Here is an 18,069-nt window from a genome sequence, read left to right on the forward strand (position 1 = left end):
TCACCATTGCGCGATGACGTTCTTGTTGGCATAGATTGAGCCGTTCTTTATCGCGGGGAGGAGCGTTTTGAGCAGTGGGGACGGGTCGGTCACTGACCTTTTCATCATTGGCGGCGGTATCAACGGATGCGGCATCGCACGTGATGCGGCGGGGCGCGGCCTTTCCGTTGTCGTCGCAGAGATGAACGACCTTGCCAGCGCGACCTCCTCGGCCTCGACCAAGCTGTTCCACGGCGGGCTGCGCTATCTCGAATATTTCGAATGCCGACTGGTCCGCGAAGCATTGATCGAGCGTGAGATTCTGCTCAAGGCGATGCCCCATATCAGCTGGCCCATGCGATTCATCCTTCCTTACCATAAGGATATGAGGTTCGAATCCGACACGCCTACGTCCAATCTCCTCGGGATCTTCATGCCGTGGATGCGCGGAAGAAGACCGGCATGGCTCATCCGTTTGGGACTGTTCATTTACGATAACATGGGCGGGCGAAAGATCCTGCCAGCCACGAAAACGCTGTCGCTCCACGGTACGCCCGAAGGGGAACCGCTTCAGGACAGGTTCGAGCAGGCCTTTGAATATTCCGATTGCTGGGTCGAGGACTCCCGGCTGGTCGTGCTGAACGCGCGCGATGCCAAGGCCCGTGGCGCGTTGATCCTGACGCGGACCAAAGTGCTTTCGGCTGCGCGCGAATCGGCTGGCTGGCGAATTGAAACGCAAAACATCGAAAACGGCGAAAAGGAAACTTTTCGCGCGCGGATGCTCGTGAACGCGGGCGGTCCTTGGGTCGGCGACATCATTCAGTCCAAGATACGCTTGAACTCGCGCGAAGGCGTGCGCCTCGTGCGCGGCAGCCATATCGTGACCCGTAAGCTCTTCGATCACGGCAAATGCTACTTCCTGCAAGGCACGGACGGGCGGATCATCTTTGCCATTCCCTACCAGACCGATTTCACCCTGATCGGGACAACCGATGCCGAACATGCTGATCCGGCACAGCCGCCGGTCTGTACGCCCGAGGAACAGGCCTATCTGATCGATTTCGCCAACCGCTACTTCAAGCAGAACATCACCAAAGAGGATATCGTCTGGACATATTCCGGGGTGCGCCCGCTTTATGATGACGGGGCCAGCAGCGCGACGGCTGCGACACGGGACTATACGCTCAAAGTCGATGCCGACGGCGGCGCGCCGGTGCTCAATGTCTTTGGAGGCAAGATCACGACCTATCGCCGTCTGGCGGAAACCGCCCTGGAAAAGATTTCCGAACATCTTTCGGTTTCCTCCGGCCCCTGGACCGCAGGCGTGCCGCTCCCCGGCGGTGATTTCCCGGTGGAGCAGGTCGACAGACAGATCGAAGACCTCAAGAAATCCTACCCGTTTCTCACCGATTTCTGGGCGCACCGCCTGATCCGTGCCTACGGCACGGAAGCGCATGAGATTCTAGGCGAGGCGACATCCGCAGCCGACCTCGGTCGCGATTTCGGGGCAACGTTGACCGAGGCCGAGGTCAACTGGCTGATCTCCCACGAGTTCGCTCACACTGCAGAGGATATCCTCTGGCGGCGAAGCAAGCTTGGGTTGCGCTTGACGCAGGCGGAGTCAGATGTGCTCAATGAGTGGATAAGCGCGCGGCATCAGTCCGGATCCGGCCGCGAAAAAGCAAGAAGGACAATCTAGATGACCCTGGAACTCAAGGGCGTATCGAAGATGGTGGAGGGACAGACCCACATCTATCCCACCGACCTGACTCTCACAAAGGGAACGATGAATGTCCTGCTTGGCCCGACCTCGTCGGGTAAAACCTCTCTGATGCGGTTGATGGCGGGGCTGGACGCGCCCGCAAGCGGCCGGATTTTCTGGGAAGGCAAGGATGTGACCGGCCAGCGCGTGCAGGACCGGAAAGTCGCGATGGTCTACCAGCAGTTCATCAACTACCCGTCGATGAGCGTGTACGACAACATCGCGTCCCCGATGAAACTCATGGGCGTGGACAAGTCCGAGGTTGACCGCCGCGTACGTGAAACCGCCGAGTTGATGCAGTTGACGCCAATGCTGTCGCGCAAACCGCTGGAACTTTCGGGCGGTCAGCAGCAGCGCTGCGCCTTGGCTCGGGCGCTGGTCAAGAACGCAGGGCTGGTTCTGCTGGATGAACCGCTGGCCAATCTCGACTACAAGCTGCGCGAGGAATTGCGGATCGAAATCCCCAAGATATTCGAGGCCTCCGGGTCGATCTTTGTCTATGCGACGACCGAGCCCGAAGAGGCGCTCCTTCTTGGCGGTAACACCGCGACGCTATGGGAGGGCCGCGTCACCCAGTTCGGCCCCACGCCCGAGGTCTATCGTCAGCCGGTCGATGCGACCACTGCGAGGGTCTTTAGCGATCCGCCGATGAATTTCCTGCCTGTATCCAAGACCGGATCAAAGCTCATGTTCGGCAAGGGACAAAGCGCTCCGGCAATCGGCAAGCTCGCCGAACTGCCGGACGGCCGCTACATGGCGGGCTTCCGTCCCAACCATCTGGAAATTGCGCAGCACGCGCCCGACGCCATGAAATTCTCGGCCAACCTGCATGTGACCGAACTCACCGGATCAGAAACCTTTGTGCATCTCGACCACCACGGTGAGCGCTGGGTCGGATTGATACACGGCGTGCATGAATTGCCCCTTGGCGAGGAGCTGAACGTCTGGCTCGATCCGCGCCATGTCTACATTTTCGGCGAAGACGGCGGGCTGATTGCACCCGCCGCCTATGCGCTGGCGGCCTGAGGGGGGAACGATGGCCAAGATCACACTCGATAACCTCGCACATTCCTACCTGCCGAACCCGACGTCCGAGGACGACTATGCGCTGAAGGAATTGAACCACGACTGGGAAGACGGCGCGGCCTATGCCCTGCTTGGCGCCTCCGGTTGTGGCAAGTCTACGCTGCTCAACATTATCTCGGGCCTCTTGCACCCAAGCCAGGGCCGTATCCTGTTTGATGGCAAGGATGTCACCAACGCCCCCACAGCCGAGCGCAACATCGCGCAGGTTTTCCAGTTCCCCGTGGTCTATGACACCATGTCGGTGCGCGACAACCTTGCATTTCCGCTGCGCAACCGCGGCCGGGACGAATCCTATGTGGCTGAACGTGTTCAGGAAATCGCCCGTATGATCGGGATGGAGGATATGCTGAACCGCAAGGCGCGCGGATTGACGGCAGATGCCAAGCAAAAGATCTCGCTGGGCCGTGGTATGGTGCGCAAGGACGTGAATGCGCTGTTGTTCGACGAGCCGCTGACCGTGATCGACCCGCATATGAAATGGGAGCTTCGGACCCAGCTCAAGAAGCTGCACCATGATTTCGGGCATACGATGATTTACGTGACCCATGATCAGACCGAGGCACTGACCTTCGCCGACAAGGTCGTCGTCATGTACGATGGCCGCGTCGTTCAGATCGGTACGCCGGATGAGCTGTTTGAAAGGCCCGAACATACATTTGTGGGCTACTTCATAGGCTCCCCGGGTATGAACGTCATCCCAGCCAAGGTCGAAGGCAACAAGGCCTATATCAACGGATCGCATGTCGATCTGGGCCATGGCTACGGCCCCGTCGAAGGCAAGGTCGAAATCGGTGTCCGTCCGGAATTTGCCCGCCTGAGCCATGACGATGGCCTGCCGGTCAACATCCGCCGGATCGAGGACGTGGGCCGTCACAAGATCATCCGCGCAGACTTTTTCGGGCATGATATCAACATCATCGCCGGCGAAGACGACGAGATCAGCGCCGATATGAACCGCGTCAGCTTCGACGCCGCGCATGTGAATGTCTACGCGAATGACTGGCGCATCGCGCCTAAAGGAACTCTGGGGGAGGCGGCCTGATGGAGAAGACAGTCAACCAAAAGGCATGGTTCCTCGTCCTGCCGGTTCTGGTGCTGGTCGCCTTTTCGGCGGTGATCCCGCTGATGACGGTGGTGAACTATTCGGTGCAGGACACTTTTGGTAACAACCAGTTCTTCTGGGCGGGCCTTGAGTGGTTCAAGGAAATGCTCGACTCCGAACGCATGTGGAACGCGCTCGGGCGGCAGCTTATGTTCTCGGGCATCATCCTGCTGATCGAAGTGCCATTGGGCGTTTTCGTGGCGCTCAACATGCCCAAGAGCGGGTTCTGGTCCTCCTTCTGCCTCGTGCTGATGTCCCTGCCGCTGCTGATCCCGTGGAACGTGGTTGGCACGATCTGGCAGATCTTCGGTCGCGTCGACATCGGTCTGCTCGGCTATACGCTCGACGCGCTGGGCATCGACTACAACTACACGCAGGATACGGTCGCGGCATGGATCACCATCGTCGTGATGGATGTCTGGCACTGGACCTCGCTGGTTGCGCTACTGGCTTATGCCGGACTGAAATCGATCCCCGACGCCTATTACCAAGCGGCCAAGATCGATCAGGCGAGCCGCTGGAAAGTGTTCCGCTACATCGAACTCCCCAAGATGATGGGCGTGCTGATGATCGCGATCCTGCTCCGCTTCATGGACAGTTTCATGATCTATACCGAACCGTTTGTCGTCACAGGCGGCGGTCCGGGCAACGCGACCACGCTGCTTTCTATCGACCTCGTGAAGATGGCGCTCGGCCAGTTCGACCTTGGGCCTGCGGCCGCGTTCTCGCTGATGTATTTTCTCGTCATCCTTCTGATCTCATGGGTCTTTTACACCGTTATGATCAACCTTGAGAAGCGGGAGGGCTGAGCCATGGCCGCCGATACCACGATGACCGCAGCATCGACCCGTTCGCGCAGCAAGATCCGGATCAACTCCAGCGCGGTTGTAATGACGCTCTACCTGTTGTTCCTGCTGCTGCCGATCTACTGGCTGCTGAATATGAGCCTGAAGACGAACAGCGAGATCCTGAACACCTTCACGCTCTGGCCCAACAACCTGACCTTTGCCAATTATGCGACGATCCTGACCGATCCGGCGTGGTACATGGGCTATGTCAATTCGCTGATCTACGTTCTGATGAACACGGTGATCTCGCTTGCCGTGGCGCTGCCCGCCGCCTATGCATTTTCCCGCTATCAGTTCATGGGGGACAAGCACCTGTTCTTCTGGCTGCTGTCGAACCGCATGGCCCCGCCCGCCGTTTTTGCACTGCCCTTCTTTCAGCTCTATTCGAGCGTCGGCCTCTTCGACACGCATATCGCCGTGGCGCTTGCGCACTGCCTCTTCAACGTGCCGCTGGCGGTCTGGATTCTCGAAGGTTTCATGCGCGGGGTGCCAAAGGAAATCGACGAAACCGCCTATATCGATGGCTACTCCTTTCCAAAGTTCTTCGTGAAGATCTTTATGCCGCTGATCGCGAGCGGGATCGGTGTCGCAGCCTTCTTCTGCTTCATGTTCTCATGGGTCGAACTGCTGCTGTCGCGTACCCTGACCACCGTCGACGCCAAGCCGATCGCCGCGATCATGACCCGGACGCAAGGCGCAAGCGGTATCGACTGGGGCGTTCTTGCCGCCGCCGGTATCCTGACCATCGTGCCCGGCGCGCTCGTCATCTACTTTGTCCGAAACTACATCGCCAAGGGCTTTGCCCTGGGGAGGGTGTGATGCGGGGTGTCGCTGCTCTTGCTGTGATTCTCTTCGCCGCTCCTGCCTTTGGGCAAGACTACGATCAGGCCTGCAACGGGAATGGCTATGTGATCTCGGCGGACAAAGGAGTCTTTGCTGGGGCCCCGCTCTATCTTGGCAAATCCTGCGATGCCTACTCGGCCCGAACGGGCGAGGGCCGCTGGTGCTGGCAGAACTCCGGTGTTTCCGTGGAGATGGGCGACACACTCTGGCTGCTGGCACATGTCGAGCTCTACTGCCAGGCGCCCGGACTCGACGATCTGGCGTGCAGCTGCATCGACTATTTCAACGAGAAGGAAAACTGATGGACTGGATGGCATGGACATGGCCGACGGCGATCTTCTTCATGGTCATCGCCTCGCTGCTGATCATCTTTACGGTGCTGGCGATCAAGTTTCCCGAAACGCCGCGCATGGGGATCTTGCGGATTGATACCACGCGCGGCGACCGGCTGTTCATCACGCTGCTGGGGTCGGCCTTTATCAATATCGCTTGGCTCGGACTGGTCGGCACCAACCAGCCCTATGCCATGATCGTCTGCCTGATCTATGCCGCAGCGGTGTTCCGCTGGGTTTAACAAGATACGCGCCGGGGACGAGGCGGAAGCCCGAAGCGCGTCTGACAGCCTCACAACTACTGGTTCGATAACGGGAGGAAATACCAATGAACCTGAGTTTGAAATCATCAACCGCGCTGGCGCTGGGCCTAGGGCTCATGTCCGGTCCGGCGTTTGCCGATATGGAAGCGGCGCAACAGTTCCTCGATTCCGAGATCGGCGATATGTCGGCCCTCACCCGCGAGGAACAGGAAGCCGAAATGCAATGGTTCATCGACGCTGCGGCGCCGATGGCAGGTATGGACATCAAGGTGGTGTCGGAAACGATCACGACCCATGAATACGAAAGCCAGGTTCTTGCACCTGCCTTTACGGCGATCACCGGCATCCAGGTGACCCATGACCTGATCGGCGAAGGCGACGTTGTCGAAAAGCTGCAGACACAGATGCAGTCGGGCGAGAACATCTACGACGCCTATATCAACGACTCTGACCTGATCGGCACCCACTGGCGTTACCAGCAGGCGCGCTCTCTGACCGACTGGATGGCGGGCGAAGGTGCGGACGTGACCAACCCCGGTCTCGACCTCGACGATTTCATTGGTCTTTCCTTTACCACTGCGCCGGACGGAGAGCTTTATCAGCTTCCCGATCAGCAGTTCGCGAACCTTTACTGGTTCCGGTACGACTGGTTCAACGACGAAAAGAACCAGGCGGATTTCAAGGAAGCTTACGGCTATGATCTTGGCGTTCCGGTTAACTGGTCGGCCTATGAAGATATTGCCGAATTCTTTACCGGTCGCGACTTGAGCCACATGGGCGTCGAAGGCGAAGTCTTTGGCAACATGGACTACGGCAAGAAAGACCCCTCGCTTGGCTGGCGTTATACCGATGCGTGGCTGTCGATGGCCGGTGCCGGTTCCAAGGGCGAGCCCAACGGTCTGCCGGTTGACGAATGGGGTATCCGCGTCAACGAAAACTCGCAGCCGGTCGGCTCTTGCGTGGCCCGTGGCGGCGCGACCAATGGTCCCGCAGCCGTTTACGCGGTCACCAAAGCCATTGAATGGCTTGAGAAATATACGCCGCCCGCCGCAGCAGGCATGACCTTCTCCGAGGCTGGCCCGATCCCGGCGCAGGGCAACGTGGCACAGCAGATGTTCTGGTACACCGCCTTTACCGCGGACACCGTGAAAGAAGGTCTGCCGGTCATGAACGAGGACGGCACGCCCAAGTGGCGCATGGCCCCCAGCCCGCATGGCGTCTACTGGGAAGAAGGCACCAAGATCGGATATCAGGACGTTGGGTCCTGGACGCTGATGAAATCGACCCCGGTGGATCGCGCCAAGGCCGCATGGCTTTATGCGCAGTTCGTGACCTCCAAGACTGTGGACGTCAAAAAATCCCATGTGGGCCTGACCTTTATCCGCGAGTCGACGATCCAGCACGAAAGCTTTACCGAGCGTGCGGACAAGCTGGGCGGTCTGGTCGAATTCTACCGTTCGCCCGCACGTGTTGCATGGTCGCCGACCGGGACCAACGTGCCTGACTACCCGAAACTGGCGCAGCTTTGGTGGCAGAACATCGGTGACGCCATGTCGGGTGCCAAAACCCCGCAAGAAGCACTCGACGCGCTTTGCGCCGATCAGGAACGGGTGATGGAGCGTCTGGAGCGCGCAGGCATCCAAGGCGATATCGGGCCGAAGCTGAACGAGGAAAAGGACCCTCAAGAATGGCTCTCGATGGAAGGCTCGCCCAAGGCGAAGCTCGACAACGAGGACGAGGAACCGAAGACCGTTTCCTATGACGAACTGATCAAATCCTGGCAGTAAGGATCTGATCCGGCCGGGGCCGTCAGGCCCCGGTCATTTCAGCGAAAACGCTGTGCACATGCTGTACACCCCCTGTACACCGTCCGTGCATCAACAAGGCGCCTTCGGGCTGCCGACATGCTAAATTCTCTCAACAAATCCTTAATACCCGCAGGCCTTACCGAGCGCGCGTTAACCAATGTCGATGTCGGCAATCAGTCGCTGCCGCGAGTCCGCCAGCTTGCTTTTTACTGTTTCGCGGACGTCCGCATAGATCGTCGGGCTTAGCGACATGCGCGAGGCCGACAGCCAGTAGTCGAGTTCATTTTTGCCCCAGGAGACAAAGAGGATGTTCTGCTTTTTGTCCTTGAAGGTGAAGTTGAACGCCCCCAGCGCCAATGAGATCACGTCGCCCGCCGCCTCGGCGCTGCCGATCTGAAAATTGCCGCCGGTCGTGCTCGAGGTTTCGAAATCGAAGAGCTGGATCTTGCCATCACCCGAGGCCAGCCCGCGCAGTGCCTCTATTGCTGTCTCGACGATCTTGAACTGGTTGCCGGTCGCGACCTGCGCCAGCGTGGCAAGAATGACCTGATCGAAACTGCCGTTTCCTTTCATCTTTTGGCTGGCCTCGAAAGGCTGGGATTCGCGGGTCCAGCCCATCACCCCAAGCATCTCCATATAGGCCGCATACCATTCGGCGCGCTGGGTGATCGGGTCGGCCTTTGCATCTGCGGCGCGCTGGGCAAACAGGGTCGAGAGCAGCACGTCCTCCTTCTGGCCGGGGGTGAGGTTTTCGACAAAGGACATCACGCTGGACGCATTTACAGCCGCCTGAAGCGATTGCTGATGGATTTCAACTTGCGAGCTTGGATCGAAACTTTCGGCCGAACGGCTGGTTGCCTGGGCAAAAGCGGATTTCGCGCCTTTCTTGCTGCGGGTGGCGCGGGGTTCCGCCAGCACCGTGGCGATCAGTTTCTCGATCCTTTCCTTGAGGCTGGTGGGTGCGCGCTCCATCAGCGGTGAGGACCCGGGCAGGGCGGCATCGCGGAAAGCGGGCGGCCATGTGGTGCTGACGGCGCGTGTGTCGATATGGGTGAAACCGTTGTACCGACCGATCCCGCCGGTGAAGAACTCTTCCTTGTCGCGCAGCCAGCGTAGGGCCATGGCGACATCGGGCTGGGACATGCCCGAGACTTTGAAATCGAGCGCGTTGAATTCCATGTGCTTGCTGCCCTTGGCCCCGCCGATGCAGGCGTTATAGGCAGGCGCGCGATAGGCGTTGGTGATCGCGATGGGCTTGTCGAGCCGGTCGCGCAGATGGTCGAGCACCTGCGCGGTGCGCGCGATATTGGGCCAGAGCGCGCGGGGCGGATAGGTGTTCTTGCCTGCGCAGATGCCACCCGGCGTGCTATGGGCACCGCCAAGGATCAGGAATTCATCCGTCGAGAAATTGCGCAAATTCAGTGATTTGATAAAGCGGTCGAAGTCGCCGTAATCGCCCCAGTTGAGCGCGGCCGAGGTGCTGCGGACACCCGCGCCCCGCGATTTGGCGGCAAAGATTGCGTCGACCTCTTCATCCGAAATCTGGTCGCTCTCATCGCCTTCACCCATCTCCACAGGCATGGATGTAGACGCTGCGAGCGAGGGCGTCGCGGTTGCAAACGTCCCTTTGGGCTGGAGTGTGAAAGGCCGATCGTTGATGAAATTCGGCTCTTTATGCAGCCTGTCGAAAAGCTGGGGGATCTGGCTCGCGCTGGCAATCCGTATTTCGATTTCCTGCCGGAAAGACTGATAGCCACCCGAGAAACGGCCATTGTCCCAGACGGACAGCAGCGCGCCGGTGAAGGCACCATGCTGCGGGCCGTCCATCGCGAATTGTTCATCCTTGCAGGCCCCAAGGTTGAGCACCGACGCCTTGATCGGCGTGATCAGCGGGTTGGTCATCACGCTTTCCTTGAACGCACCGTAGGATTTCGACGCCTCGCGATAGGCACCTTCATTTGCCCGGAAGACCGCGTCGGCCACATCAAGCGGCATGGCACGGGGTGTACCGGCCAGATCCAGTGATCGTCCGAACAGGGTGGCGGGAGAAATCGGGCCAAAGCGGACCATCGACCCGGAATGGCAGGTGTCGGGTACCATCAATATCCGCACGCCCGCGCGGAATTTCGTCCAGAGCATGTAGAGTTCATCATCGGCCAGCTGGAAGTCGAAGAGGCAAAGCGTCTCGTCGATCTTCTGGTCGCCGTCCTGGTCTTCGTCCTGGTTGAAATCGGGGATGCGGCCGCCATGTCCCGAGACGGTGAACAGGAACATGTCGCCGGGCTTGAGATCTCTGGCAGCCTTTTCGACCTGCTCGATGACATTCTGGCGGGTGGCGTCTGCGGTCAGAAGAAGCTCGGGTTTGAAGCCTTCGGCCGTGGCAAGGTTTTCCATCGCCAGCGCGTCGGCCTCGCAGGCGGCAAGCCTGCCGTCCCAGCCTGCGTAATGGCCGGGATCGACGGTGTTGAGCCCCACATGCAGCGACATGCCGGTGGGTTGCCCGCCCGCGATCACAGGGGGCGATTGCAGCGCGCGCGACAGGCTGCGCGCCGAGCCAAAGGGGCCGTCGATGACCATGGGCGGCGCTTTGCGGGTATTGGCCAGCTTGCTGATTTCGCGCCGGAACTTGGCGGCCACATCGCCATAGCCCTCATCCGTGGGATGCAGCCCGTCATGCCAGCGATGATCGCCGACCACGTTCCGGCAATTGATATAGGTGACATGGGGGTGGGTATCGGCAAGGCGACGCAGGCGGCGATTGAACTTGTCCATCATCACCGCGGCGATCTTCTTTTGCAGGCTCCGGTCCAAAATGCCACGCGATTCCATCGGTTTGCCCAGCCAGCGGTCGTTGTTCGGCACCGGGTAGTCATAGCCGTGGCACAGGATCGAGACATGCGGAAACTGCTGGTGGACCTGCGTGAACATGCGTCCGTAATGCCCAAGCGCTTCGTCGAGCAGGGCGTTAAACGACGGCAGCAGGTAATCCTCGGGCATCAGGTCGGGGTCGAATTCTTCGAGATGCAGGGCAAGCGCCCCTTCGGCGACTAGGTCATTGCCGCCGCCCGACAGCAGCAGGATGCTGGCCCCGGTGTCGCGCAGGGCTTTGATGTATTCCTGCTTGTCCGCCATGTTCTTGAGCAGATCGCCCGCCGCGCCAAGCGACAGGATAGCGTAGTTTTCATAAAGGTGGTCGATCACGTCCTTTAGGAAGACCGGGTACTGGAACCAGCTGTCGCCTTCGGAGATGACAATCGGGCCGTCATAACCGCTTGCGATGATCTTCTGGAACTTGTTGCGCCGGCTCAGACGGGCGAACCAATTGGCCGAATTCATCACGAGCGCAGAGCGTTCAAGCGCATTTGGCCCGGTGGGAATTTCCACCGTATCCGGGTTGAGTTTGAGAGCCGGATTGAACGGGCCGGAATTTTCCGGGTCGGGAATGAAATATGGCGACAGTTCGGATTCGTCCATATTGGGGTCGGCCATTTTGGACATCAATTGATCGACGCTGATCTTGGTCATTTCCAACTCCTCACTTAAAATTTTTTTGGTCGCTGAATTTTCCGATGGTTTCGAGAATGTGGTTTTCGATCACCGTGTCGTTGTTCAGGGCGATCTGGGAAACGCGGTCAAACGCATGTTTTTGTGCCCTTATTCCCGTCAGCAGGTGCAAGGCGGTCCGGGCCGGGAAATCGGCTTTATCGACAAGTTCTGCCATGCCAAGGAACAATTCGGATTTGGCGAGGCCCGGTTGGCGCTGGGCGAAAGAACGGGAAACGAGGTGCTGAATGGATTTGCCGTAATAGGCAAAATGGACGCGCTGTTCGAGTTCCTTGGTGGGAATGTAGATGCGGGCGCGAGGTGGATTTTTGGTTTTGACCAGCGGGAAAACAGTTACCGGTTCGTCTGGCAGTTCGGCTTTTTCTTGCCCGGAAACGCCTTTGTTCATGGCGGCAATCAGCGGCAATAAACGCTTTTCAGCCTTTTGAATGGCGATGGAGGGGTGGATCAGGTGTAGAGTATCGAAGATTTCCTGCGGTGGGATGCTTTTTGCCGGCTTTGATGCCGAACCTTTCAATTGCTCATGCGTATCGAGAAGGGCGAGCATTTCATTCACGACCTGAGCGCCAGCTGCCTCGGCCACGAGATGGATTTGACACCCCGTCTCTTTTCGCAATTGGATGAGGTCGGCGAGAAACTGGCCGATATAGCCCTGCGGCGGGGAACCCGTCTTGTGATGGCAGGAATGTTCGCGCTCTCCCCAAACCGCGCGATAGGCGCTGAGTTTGAAATCGCGCCAAAATGCGCGTCCGATTCCGCGTATCCGGTTTTCAATCAGCGCATCGAGCTGTTCGCTATCGTCTCCGACCTGATCCTTATAAATGTCGAACAGTCCGGTGAGCGTCTCAAGCGAGTTCTCGGCGAAACTGTTGCACCAGAAAACCGAATAGGGATAAAGCCGGGCAGCCTTTATCATGTTCTTGCGACGTGCCGCGGCGGCGAATGACGGTTTTATCCCTTCGAGACTTCCCGAGATCCAGATCAGGATGCCGTCGTATTTCTTTTCTTTAGGCTTTTTTTCGGCAAGGCATTTGGAAAGATATTGGCGCGTCTTTGGCCACCCTTTTTCATCCGAAGGATATGACCCGGTGCGGACATGCATCCCATCGTCGAGATGAATGTAATGGCCCATCAATTCGAAACAGGGCGTCGATCCGGTCTGGACCTTGCCGATCATGCCTCGGATGCCTTTTTCCCCGATGGAAAAGTCGAAAGCACTCGGCGCGCGCACCCCAAGGCGTAATACCCAGGAATCGACGATATGCCGTGCCCAGTCTTCGTATTTCCAGAGAGCGACGCCGCCAATGCCTTTGTAGCCGCCCCAGTTCTTTCCCCACGAATTCAAAACGTGAAACCCAAGCTCGTCATATCCGACAAGGGTGAAGGCATGGGTTCCAATTACGCCCTTGCTGGGCGGCCATTCGATAACGCCGCCGTTTTCCGGGCCAACGTTCAGCCATCCGTGATGCACGTTTGCCGATACAAGAATTGCTTCGGCATCGTTCAAAGCCGCATGGAAATGATTGAGAACCGGCGCTACGCGGAAATAGGCCCCCAATCCGATTTCCCGGGCTTTCTTAGCCTGATCGACCGAGGGAAACCGGAAAGGCTTCTCAACGAAAGGGACGCAATAAGAGCTGCTTTGCCAGAAATGTTCATGAGAGGGTTGCGAGTTTTCCGGCCAGTCGGGGCAGACACCGTGATGATAAAACCCCTTTATAACGGAGCGAAGCGTATGTACGCCTTCGCCTAGCGGTAATTGACGATCGTCGAGTTCGGGATAGGTGTCATGAAAGAAGGCCATGCAATAAAGCATATCGGCGCTGACAATATTCCGGATCTGTTCGGTTGTCTTATTGCTCTTTTCAGCGCCGCGAAGGAATTGGAGACCAAGCTGTATGTCGATCAGATTTGCCAGCGCGTAGCCAACGCAGCGCCCGGTTTCGCCCTGATTCCTAGTGCCGAAAACGGGAATTTTCATGTCCGACTCCCCGTCTTTGACGAGCAGACGCGGGTCCAGCGATACGGCTTGGCGCAGAATGGACAGGTTGGGGATGTATTCCTGATCACGCAGATCGACCCAATCCCGGCGTACCAGATTCTTTTCCACGTATGCGGGCGCAATAAGAGTCATGACGGTAAAAAATCACTTGTTTAAAAGGGCTTGATCAAAAATAGTTCTAAAAACTATGCGCTTGTAATATGCAACCTTAGCACGAATTTCTGATAAAATACAGCATCTAAGATTGTGGGTGTGCGCGCCAGACCCGGGTGAGGGGAATAGCGTCACGCCACTACGGTGGCTTTTGAAGCCTGTTTTCAGATGATTAATTCGGCCTTGCACCGGCAGCATTCTCCCGATGCAAGATTGTTATTACAGCGGATCAGATGAAATCGAAATCATCCGCTGTCAGTTTCAAACCCCCGTCACCCGCCAGAATAATGCTGCCGCCGTCATGCTCGATCACAAGGTCTTTGCCGTCCTTTGAGATGTCGAGAGAATGGAAATTGCCGCTATGGTCCTCGATGCGCAGCGTATCGCTGCCCTGCTGAAAGCCTTTGACCAGATCGGTTCCACTATTTGCGCCGAATACGAACGTGTCATTTCCTGCCGAACCGATAATCTTGTCGTCACCGCCCATCCCGGCAAGGGTATCATTGCCTTTGCCACCCTTGATGACATTGTCCTCGCCATTTCCGGTTAGATTGTCAGCTTTTTTCGACCCTACGACGTTTTCAAATCGATGGGTTCGGACCCAGCCTGCGATGTTTTCCGTTTCGCCGTTTGAGGCGCCGACATTCTGCCAGCCGGACGCCCACAACGAATAAGTCACGCCCATCGAGAATTTCGCGAAATTGATCATATCGGTGCCGTCGCCGCCCCATGCCGTGACGCCGTAATCGCTGTTCAGTGCGTCGACAATGAACAGTTTGTCATTCCCACCGCTCAGGTTGACGGTGCTGGCAAACCCTTCGCCCAGCTTGACCTTGTCATTGTCGTTGCCTGTGGAAATAAGCTCGACCCAGCCATCCTTGGTGATGACGGTATCCTTGCCGTCCTTTGTACGAATGGCCCCGGCACCTTCGCTGCCGATATTGACCTTGTCATTGCCAGATCCGGTTGAGGCGAATTCGACCCAGCCTTTTGTTGATACAAAATCATTTCCGTTTCCTGTGAACAGCGAACCTGCGCCGCCGTCGCCAATTGTGATTTTATCTTTGGCACCGTCGCCCTCACCGCCCGTATTTATTGTTTGAACGTAGGCATTTCCGGTGACCACCGTATTCTGCGTGGCGTAGAGGTTTATTGAAGCGGTGCTGCCATCCTGCTGGTTGCCCAATTTCACGATGTGTTTTTCGCCATCCCAGCCAAAGATATATCTGGCGCGGGTCGAGATCAGATCGACATCGCTGTTATAACCGAGCTCGAGAAAATCGATGCGGCGGTCTTCGCCGTTATCAAGGTCAGTAAACACCGTTTGGCTGTTGTCGCCGGTAAGGCGGAGGGCCTTCAACCGCCATCCGCTGCCGGTAAAGCTGACCGTACCTTCTATTTCATCCGGGTCCGACGCGAAAACATTGTAATAGCCCATGAAAGGGCCGCCTTCGAATACGGACTGGCCGGGCAGTCTTTCAACGTCGTTTATACCATCAAATGTCACATCCAAATTGAACTTGGTCATTGTCCTCTCCCGGAAATATTTTCTGTATCAATTCTCTTTTAGGCGAGTGCCCCTGTGGGCCGGGCGGCAGGGCAAAATAGCCCTGTAAATTCAATCAGCCTGAGCCGAGGGAATGGCACTCCGAAACAATATTGCACGCAAAAGAAGAGATTGACGCGGATTTTTTACAAGCGATCGCAAGGGCAGGCTGCCCTTGAACGTCAGATGGGCGAGCATCCGGATTTCCAGTTTACAAGTAAGAACTTACAGGCAGGGGTTCGGTCGCGGCATCGATTTGGTGCTGCGATGCTAAAGCGCTCGCCGTGGTGTCAGGATGGGGGAAGGGTGCGAATCGTTGCTTTTCGTCCGGGCAATTTGGAAACCGGAACCAGCGTTCTGCAAATCTCGGCACGGGGTGACGACCCGCGATGGTCTTACGGGCCGCCTGCGGTTGCAGGCAGCCCGGAAGCCGTTGTAGGCGCGCGCGTAATGTTTCGCCCCGACCATTGTGATTTGAAAGGGTTAGACCATCCTTTGCGCACAAAGGATTGCGCGGACTACGCACAAAGGTTTTCGCCGTCAGGTTTCAACACGCATCGGCTCCCGTAGTGCCTCTCCACTTCTGTATTTTAGTCCTTTCAAAGCGAGCATGGAAGCACATTGCTCCTCGCGACAGCTTCCCGGTCTTCATGTGAAATAGCATGTGACACTTTGGGCCGGCATGCATTGGCTGAGCGGGATCCTCCCGACGTTCGGCGCGCGCTTATATCTGCAACCACCACGGCAATCTGGATTAGGGCGGGCGGTGAGCGGACATTTACCGCATCTGCATGCCCCGCGTCTGCTTCCCAGCTGACTTGGCGGGCATAGAGCCGTAAGGCATGTGCAGAAGCTACAAGTGACTTCGCTGAACTGCGCATGCAGCATCTCAGCGTCAGCTCGCACCGTAGATGTCCATAAGAAGATCCGGGTTTGTCCCTTCGCCGAGCAATTCCTCCTTGAGATCCCGTAGAATCGGCAAGATCTTGTCGCGTCGCCGCTGGAGGTTGGCACTCGGTCTACGGCGGCCAATCAGATCAACTTCGACTTCCACGATGATCGCCAGGAAATCGTCGGCTAAGGGATCAATGCCAGACACCAAGGCCATGGGGTCTTTGAGGCGCCACCTGAGAAGACCCGCGAGCAGAAAGGGCGCGTAGTTGAACTTGGTGTATTCTTCCCCGATGTTGCGCCTAAAATCCGTCAGCGTGCGGCTTGCCAATCTGTCAACGTCCTCCCGAGACAGCAGCATCGGGGTCATATCCGACCGCGACAGCAGAAAGGCCATGCACGCGCTTTGCCGATTCCACACCCAGTTCTCGACGTCCGAGGACAGAAGCATCTCGACGACGCGCTCAACGGCCTCCTCATCGCGAAGGATCCGTCCCAGCCCCTGGTAGACGAGGACCCAGCTCATCTGGTGGCGCACGAACGGGTGGGCCCGCCCACGCGTCTCGATGCACTCCGTCAACCATTTGACCACGTCGGTCGGACACCGCCGAAACTGCCATGTCAAGAACTTCAAGGCCGCGTTGTCTTCGGTCCCTGCGCCCGTTTCGCCGGCCAGGCGTCTGCGTGTAACGTCCAGCGCCTTGTCCGTCAGGATATCGAGTCGCTCAATTTCCTCCCGGCCGATCTCGGCGGGAAGATCTCCATCGCTGGAGATGCAGTATTGCCCGAACGGCCGTTGCGACAGCTTCGCCGCGAGCGTTTCCCAATCGGGGTTGATGCGGAAGGGTTCCGACTGGAGAAGACTGAGCAGACCATCGGCGCGAGCGGTGTCTTCCCATGCGGGCATCCCGCAGGGAAGAATCAAGCGCTGCGGGATTGAGACATGGTGCTGTTGGCTTTCGATGATCTCATCCCAAGATCGGGCATCTTCTTGTGCATCGTCCCAGTCGACCGTGAAGCTCCGACCCAATATTGGCGCTTCCATCAGGATTCTTGCCCGACCGGCCGCCGGTTTCTGCTCGACCCAGAGCGACACGGCCGCCTGTTCCCTCAGCGGCGTGCCGATCGCGATGGTCGCCTTTCGCGGTGGTGGTGAAGCTTCCTTTCGAAGATACACGGAGACATTCTCCTGCCCCGCCGGTATCGCGAGCATTGCCGGGTTAGGGCTCCGATAAGTGCGGCCGGCTTCAAGTGTCTCTTCCGGTCTAATGAGGTCGAAATTCGCCGCGCCATCAGCCCCGTAGACAATGGTGGACAGCCTGGGCAAGAAGTCGAAAAAGATCGGCGCCCCGTTCCCGGCCCTATGCGCCGCAAGCAAGGCGCCGTGTGCCACGGCCGGTGCCGGCAGCACGCTAACGGAAACGGGCGACGAGCTTCCGATACTTGCCGCGATGCGGTCCTTGAGAGCCCCTTCGGTCAGCGTCTCCAGGATCACCACGTCGCAGCCTTGCAGGTCGAGAACCTCGTTGAATTCAGTCACCTTGTCGGCAGCTTGGTATCCGCTCAAATCGAGGAGTTCCCAGTCCCCGTTCTGGACCCGAACCATCTCGGGCGGACAAGTCAGTCCCAAGGCCATCTTTCCGACTGAACGTGCGATGGCGCGATGGGCTGTTCTCGATGTGAGGCCGGCCTGACCGATTGCGGCCTTACGCGCGGCATGCACGAGATTTTCGTATCCGATACTCCCTTGCGTATGCGTTGCAGCCTCGCGCCGTTCCGGTGCCAGGACGCCGCGTGCCCCTCTGATGAGAAGTGGACCTGTCGCGGTTTGATGCCGCTCCTTTGATAGCATTTACTGCAACAAAGGAGACTGACTATGGGACTGAAACG

Annotated in this window: 12 protein-coding genes; 8 read left to right on the forward strand and 4 right to left on the reverse strand. The window is 57.9% G+C overall.

The genetic code is table 11. From position 1 onward, the window contains the following. Positions 1–67: 67 nt before the first annotated feature. The 8 genes from glpD (at position 68) to MF268_RS24055 (ending at position 8,002) form a co-directional block, all read left to right on the forward strand. On the forward strand, positions 68–1,678 hold the full coding sequence (gene glpD, locus MF268_RS24020) for a glycerol-3-phosphate dehydrogenase (protein WP_238373256.1): 1,611 nt from the start codon (positions 68–70) through the stop codon (positions 1,676–1,678). After that, positions 1,679–2,767 carry an ABC transporter ATP-binding protein gene (locus MF268_RS24025; RefSeq protein ID WP_238373257.1) on the forward strand — a complete coding sequence of 363 codons (1,089 nt, stop codon included), beginning with the start codon at positions 1,679–1,681 and terminating at the stop codon, positions 2,765–2,767. Positions 2,768–2,777: 10 nt separating this feature from the next. Next, positions 2,778–3,869: an ABC transporter ATP-binding protein gene (locus MF268_RS24030; protein ID WP_238373258.1), complete on the forward strand. Its 1,092-nt coding sequence runs from the start codon at positions 2,778–2,780 to the stop codon at positions 3,867–3,869. After that, positions 3,869–4,738, forward strand: a complete 870-nt coding sequence (locus MF268_RS24035) for a carbohydrate ABC transporter permease (RefSeq protein ID WP_238373259.1) — start codon at positions 3,869–3,871, stop codon at positions 4,736–4,738. Before MF268_RS24030 ends, MF268_RS24035 begins: the two co-directional genes overlap by 1 nt. 21 nt (positions 4,739–4,759) lie before the next feature. Further along, entirely contained in the window at positions 4,760–5,596 is an 837-nt protein-coding gene (locus MF268_RS24040) for a carbohydrate ABC transporter permease (protein WP_238373269.1), read from the forward strand. After that, positions 5,596–5,922, forward strand: coding sequence for a hypothetical protein (locus MF268_RS24045; protein ID WP_238373260.1), 327 nt, complete (start codon positions 5,596–5,598; stop codon positions 5,920–5,922). Before MF268_RS24040 ends, MF268_RS24045 begins: the two co-directional genes overlap by 1 nt. Continuing rightward, positions 5,922–6,194 carry a DUF2160 domain-containing protein gene (locus MF268_RS24050; RefSeq protein ID WP_238373261.1) on the forward strand — a complete coding sequence of 91 codons (273 nt, stop codon included), beginning with the start codon at positions 5,922–5,924 and terminating at the stop codon, positions 6,192–6,194. Before MF268_RS24045 ends, MF268_RS24050 begins: the two co-directional genes overlap by 1 nt. Positions 6,195–6,280: 86 nt before the next feature. Next, positions 6,281–8,002, forward strand: coding sequence for an ABC transporter substrate-binding protein (locus MF268_RS24055; protein ID WP_238373262.1), 1,722 nt, complete (start codon positions 6,281–6,283; stop codon positions 8,000–8,002). A gap of 171 nt (positions 8,003–8,173) precedes the next feature. Here MF268_RS24055 and MF268_RS24060 read toward each other — a convergent pair whose 3' ends face one another. The 4 genes from MF268_RS24060 to MF268_RS24075 all read right to left on the reverse strand — a co-directional run bounded on the left by MF268_RS24060 (position 8,174) and on the right by MF268_RS24075 (position 17,746). After that, the gene (locus MF268_RS24060) at positions 8,174–11,548 is read right to left on the reverse strand and encodes a D-Ala-D-Ala carboxypeptidase family metallohydrolase (RefSeq protein WP_238373263.1); all 3,375 of its coding nucleotides are present in this window, start codon (positions 11,546–11,548) and stop codon (positions 8,174–8,176) included. A 10-nt stretch (positions 11,549–11,558) separates the two neighbouring features. Next, entirely contained in the window at positions 11,559–13,721 is a 2,163-nt protein-coding gene (locus MF268_RS24065; protein ID WP_238373264.1) for a C1 family peptidase, read from the reverse strand. A 250-nt stretch (positions 13,722–13,971) separates the two neighbouring features. Continuing rightward, the gene (locus tag MF268_RS24070; RefSeq protein WP_238373265.1) at positions 13,972–15,270 is read right to left on the reverse strand and encodes a calcium-binding protein; all 1,299 of its coding nucleotides are present in this window, start codon (positions 15,268–15,270) and stop codon (positions 13,972–13,974) included. 913 nt (positions 15,271–16,183) lie between these two features. Continuing rightward, complete coding sequence (locus MF268_RS24075; protein ID WP_238373266.1) at positions 16,184–17,746, reverse strand: hypothetical protein; 1,563 nt, start codon at positions 17,744–17,746, stop codon at positions 16,184–16,186. Positions 17,747–18,069: the final 323 nt, after the last annotated feature.

Origin of the sequence: Heliomarina baculiformis (assembly GCF_019966545.1) — a bacterium.
GTDB classification, from domain to species: domain Bacteria; phylum Pseudomonadota; class Alphaproteobacteria; order Rhodobacterales; family Rhodobacteraceae; genus Heliomarina; species Heliomarina baculiformis.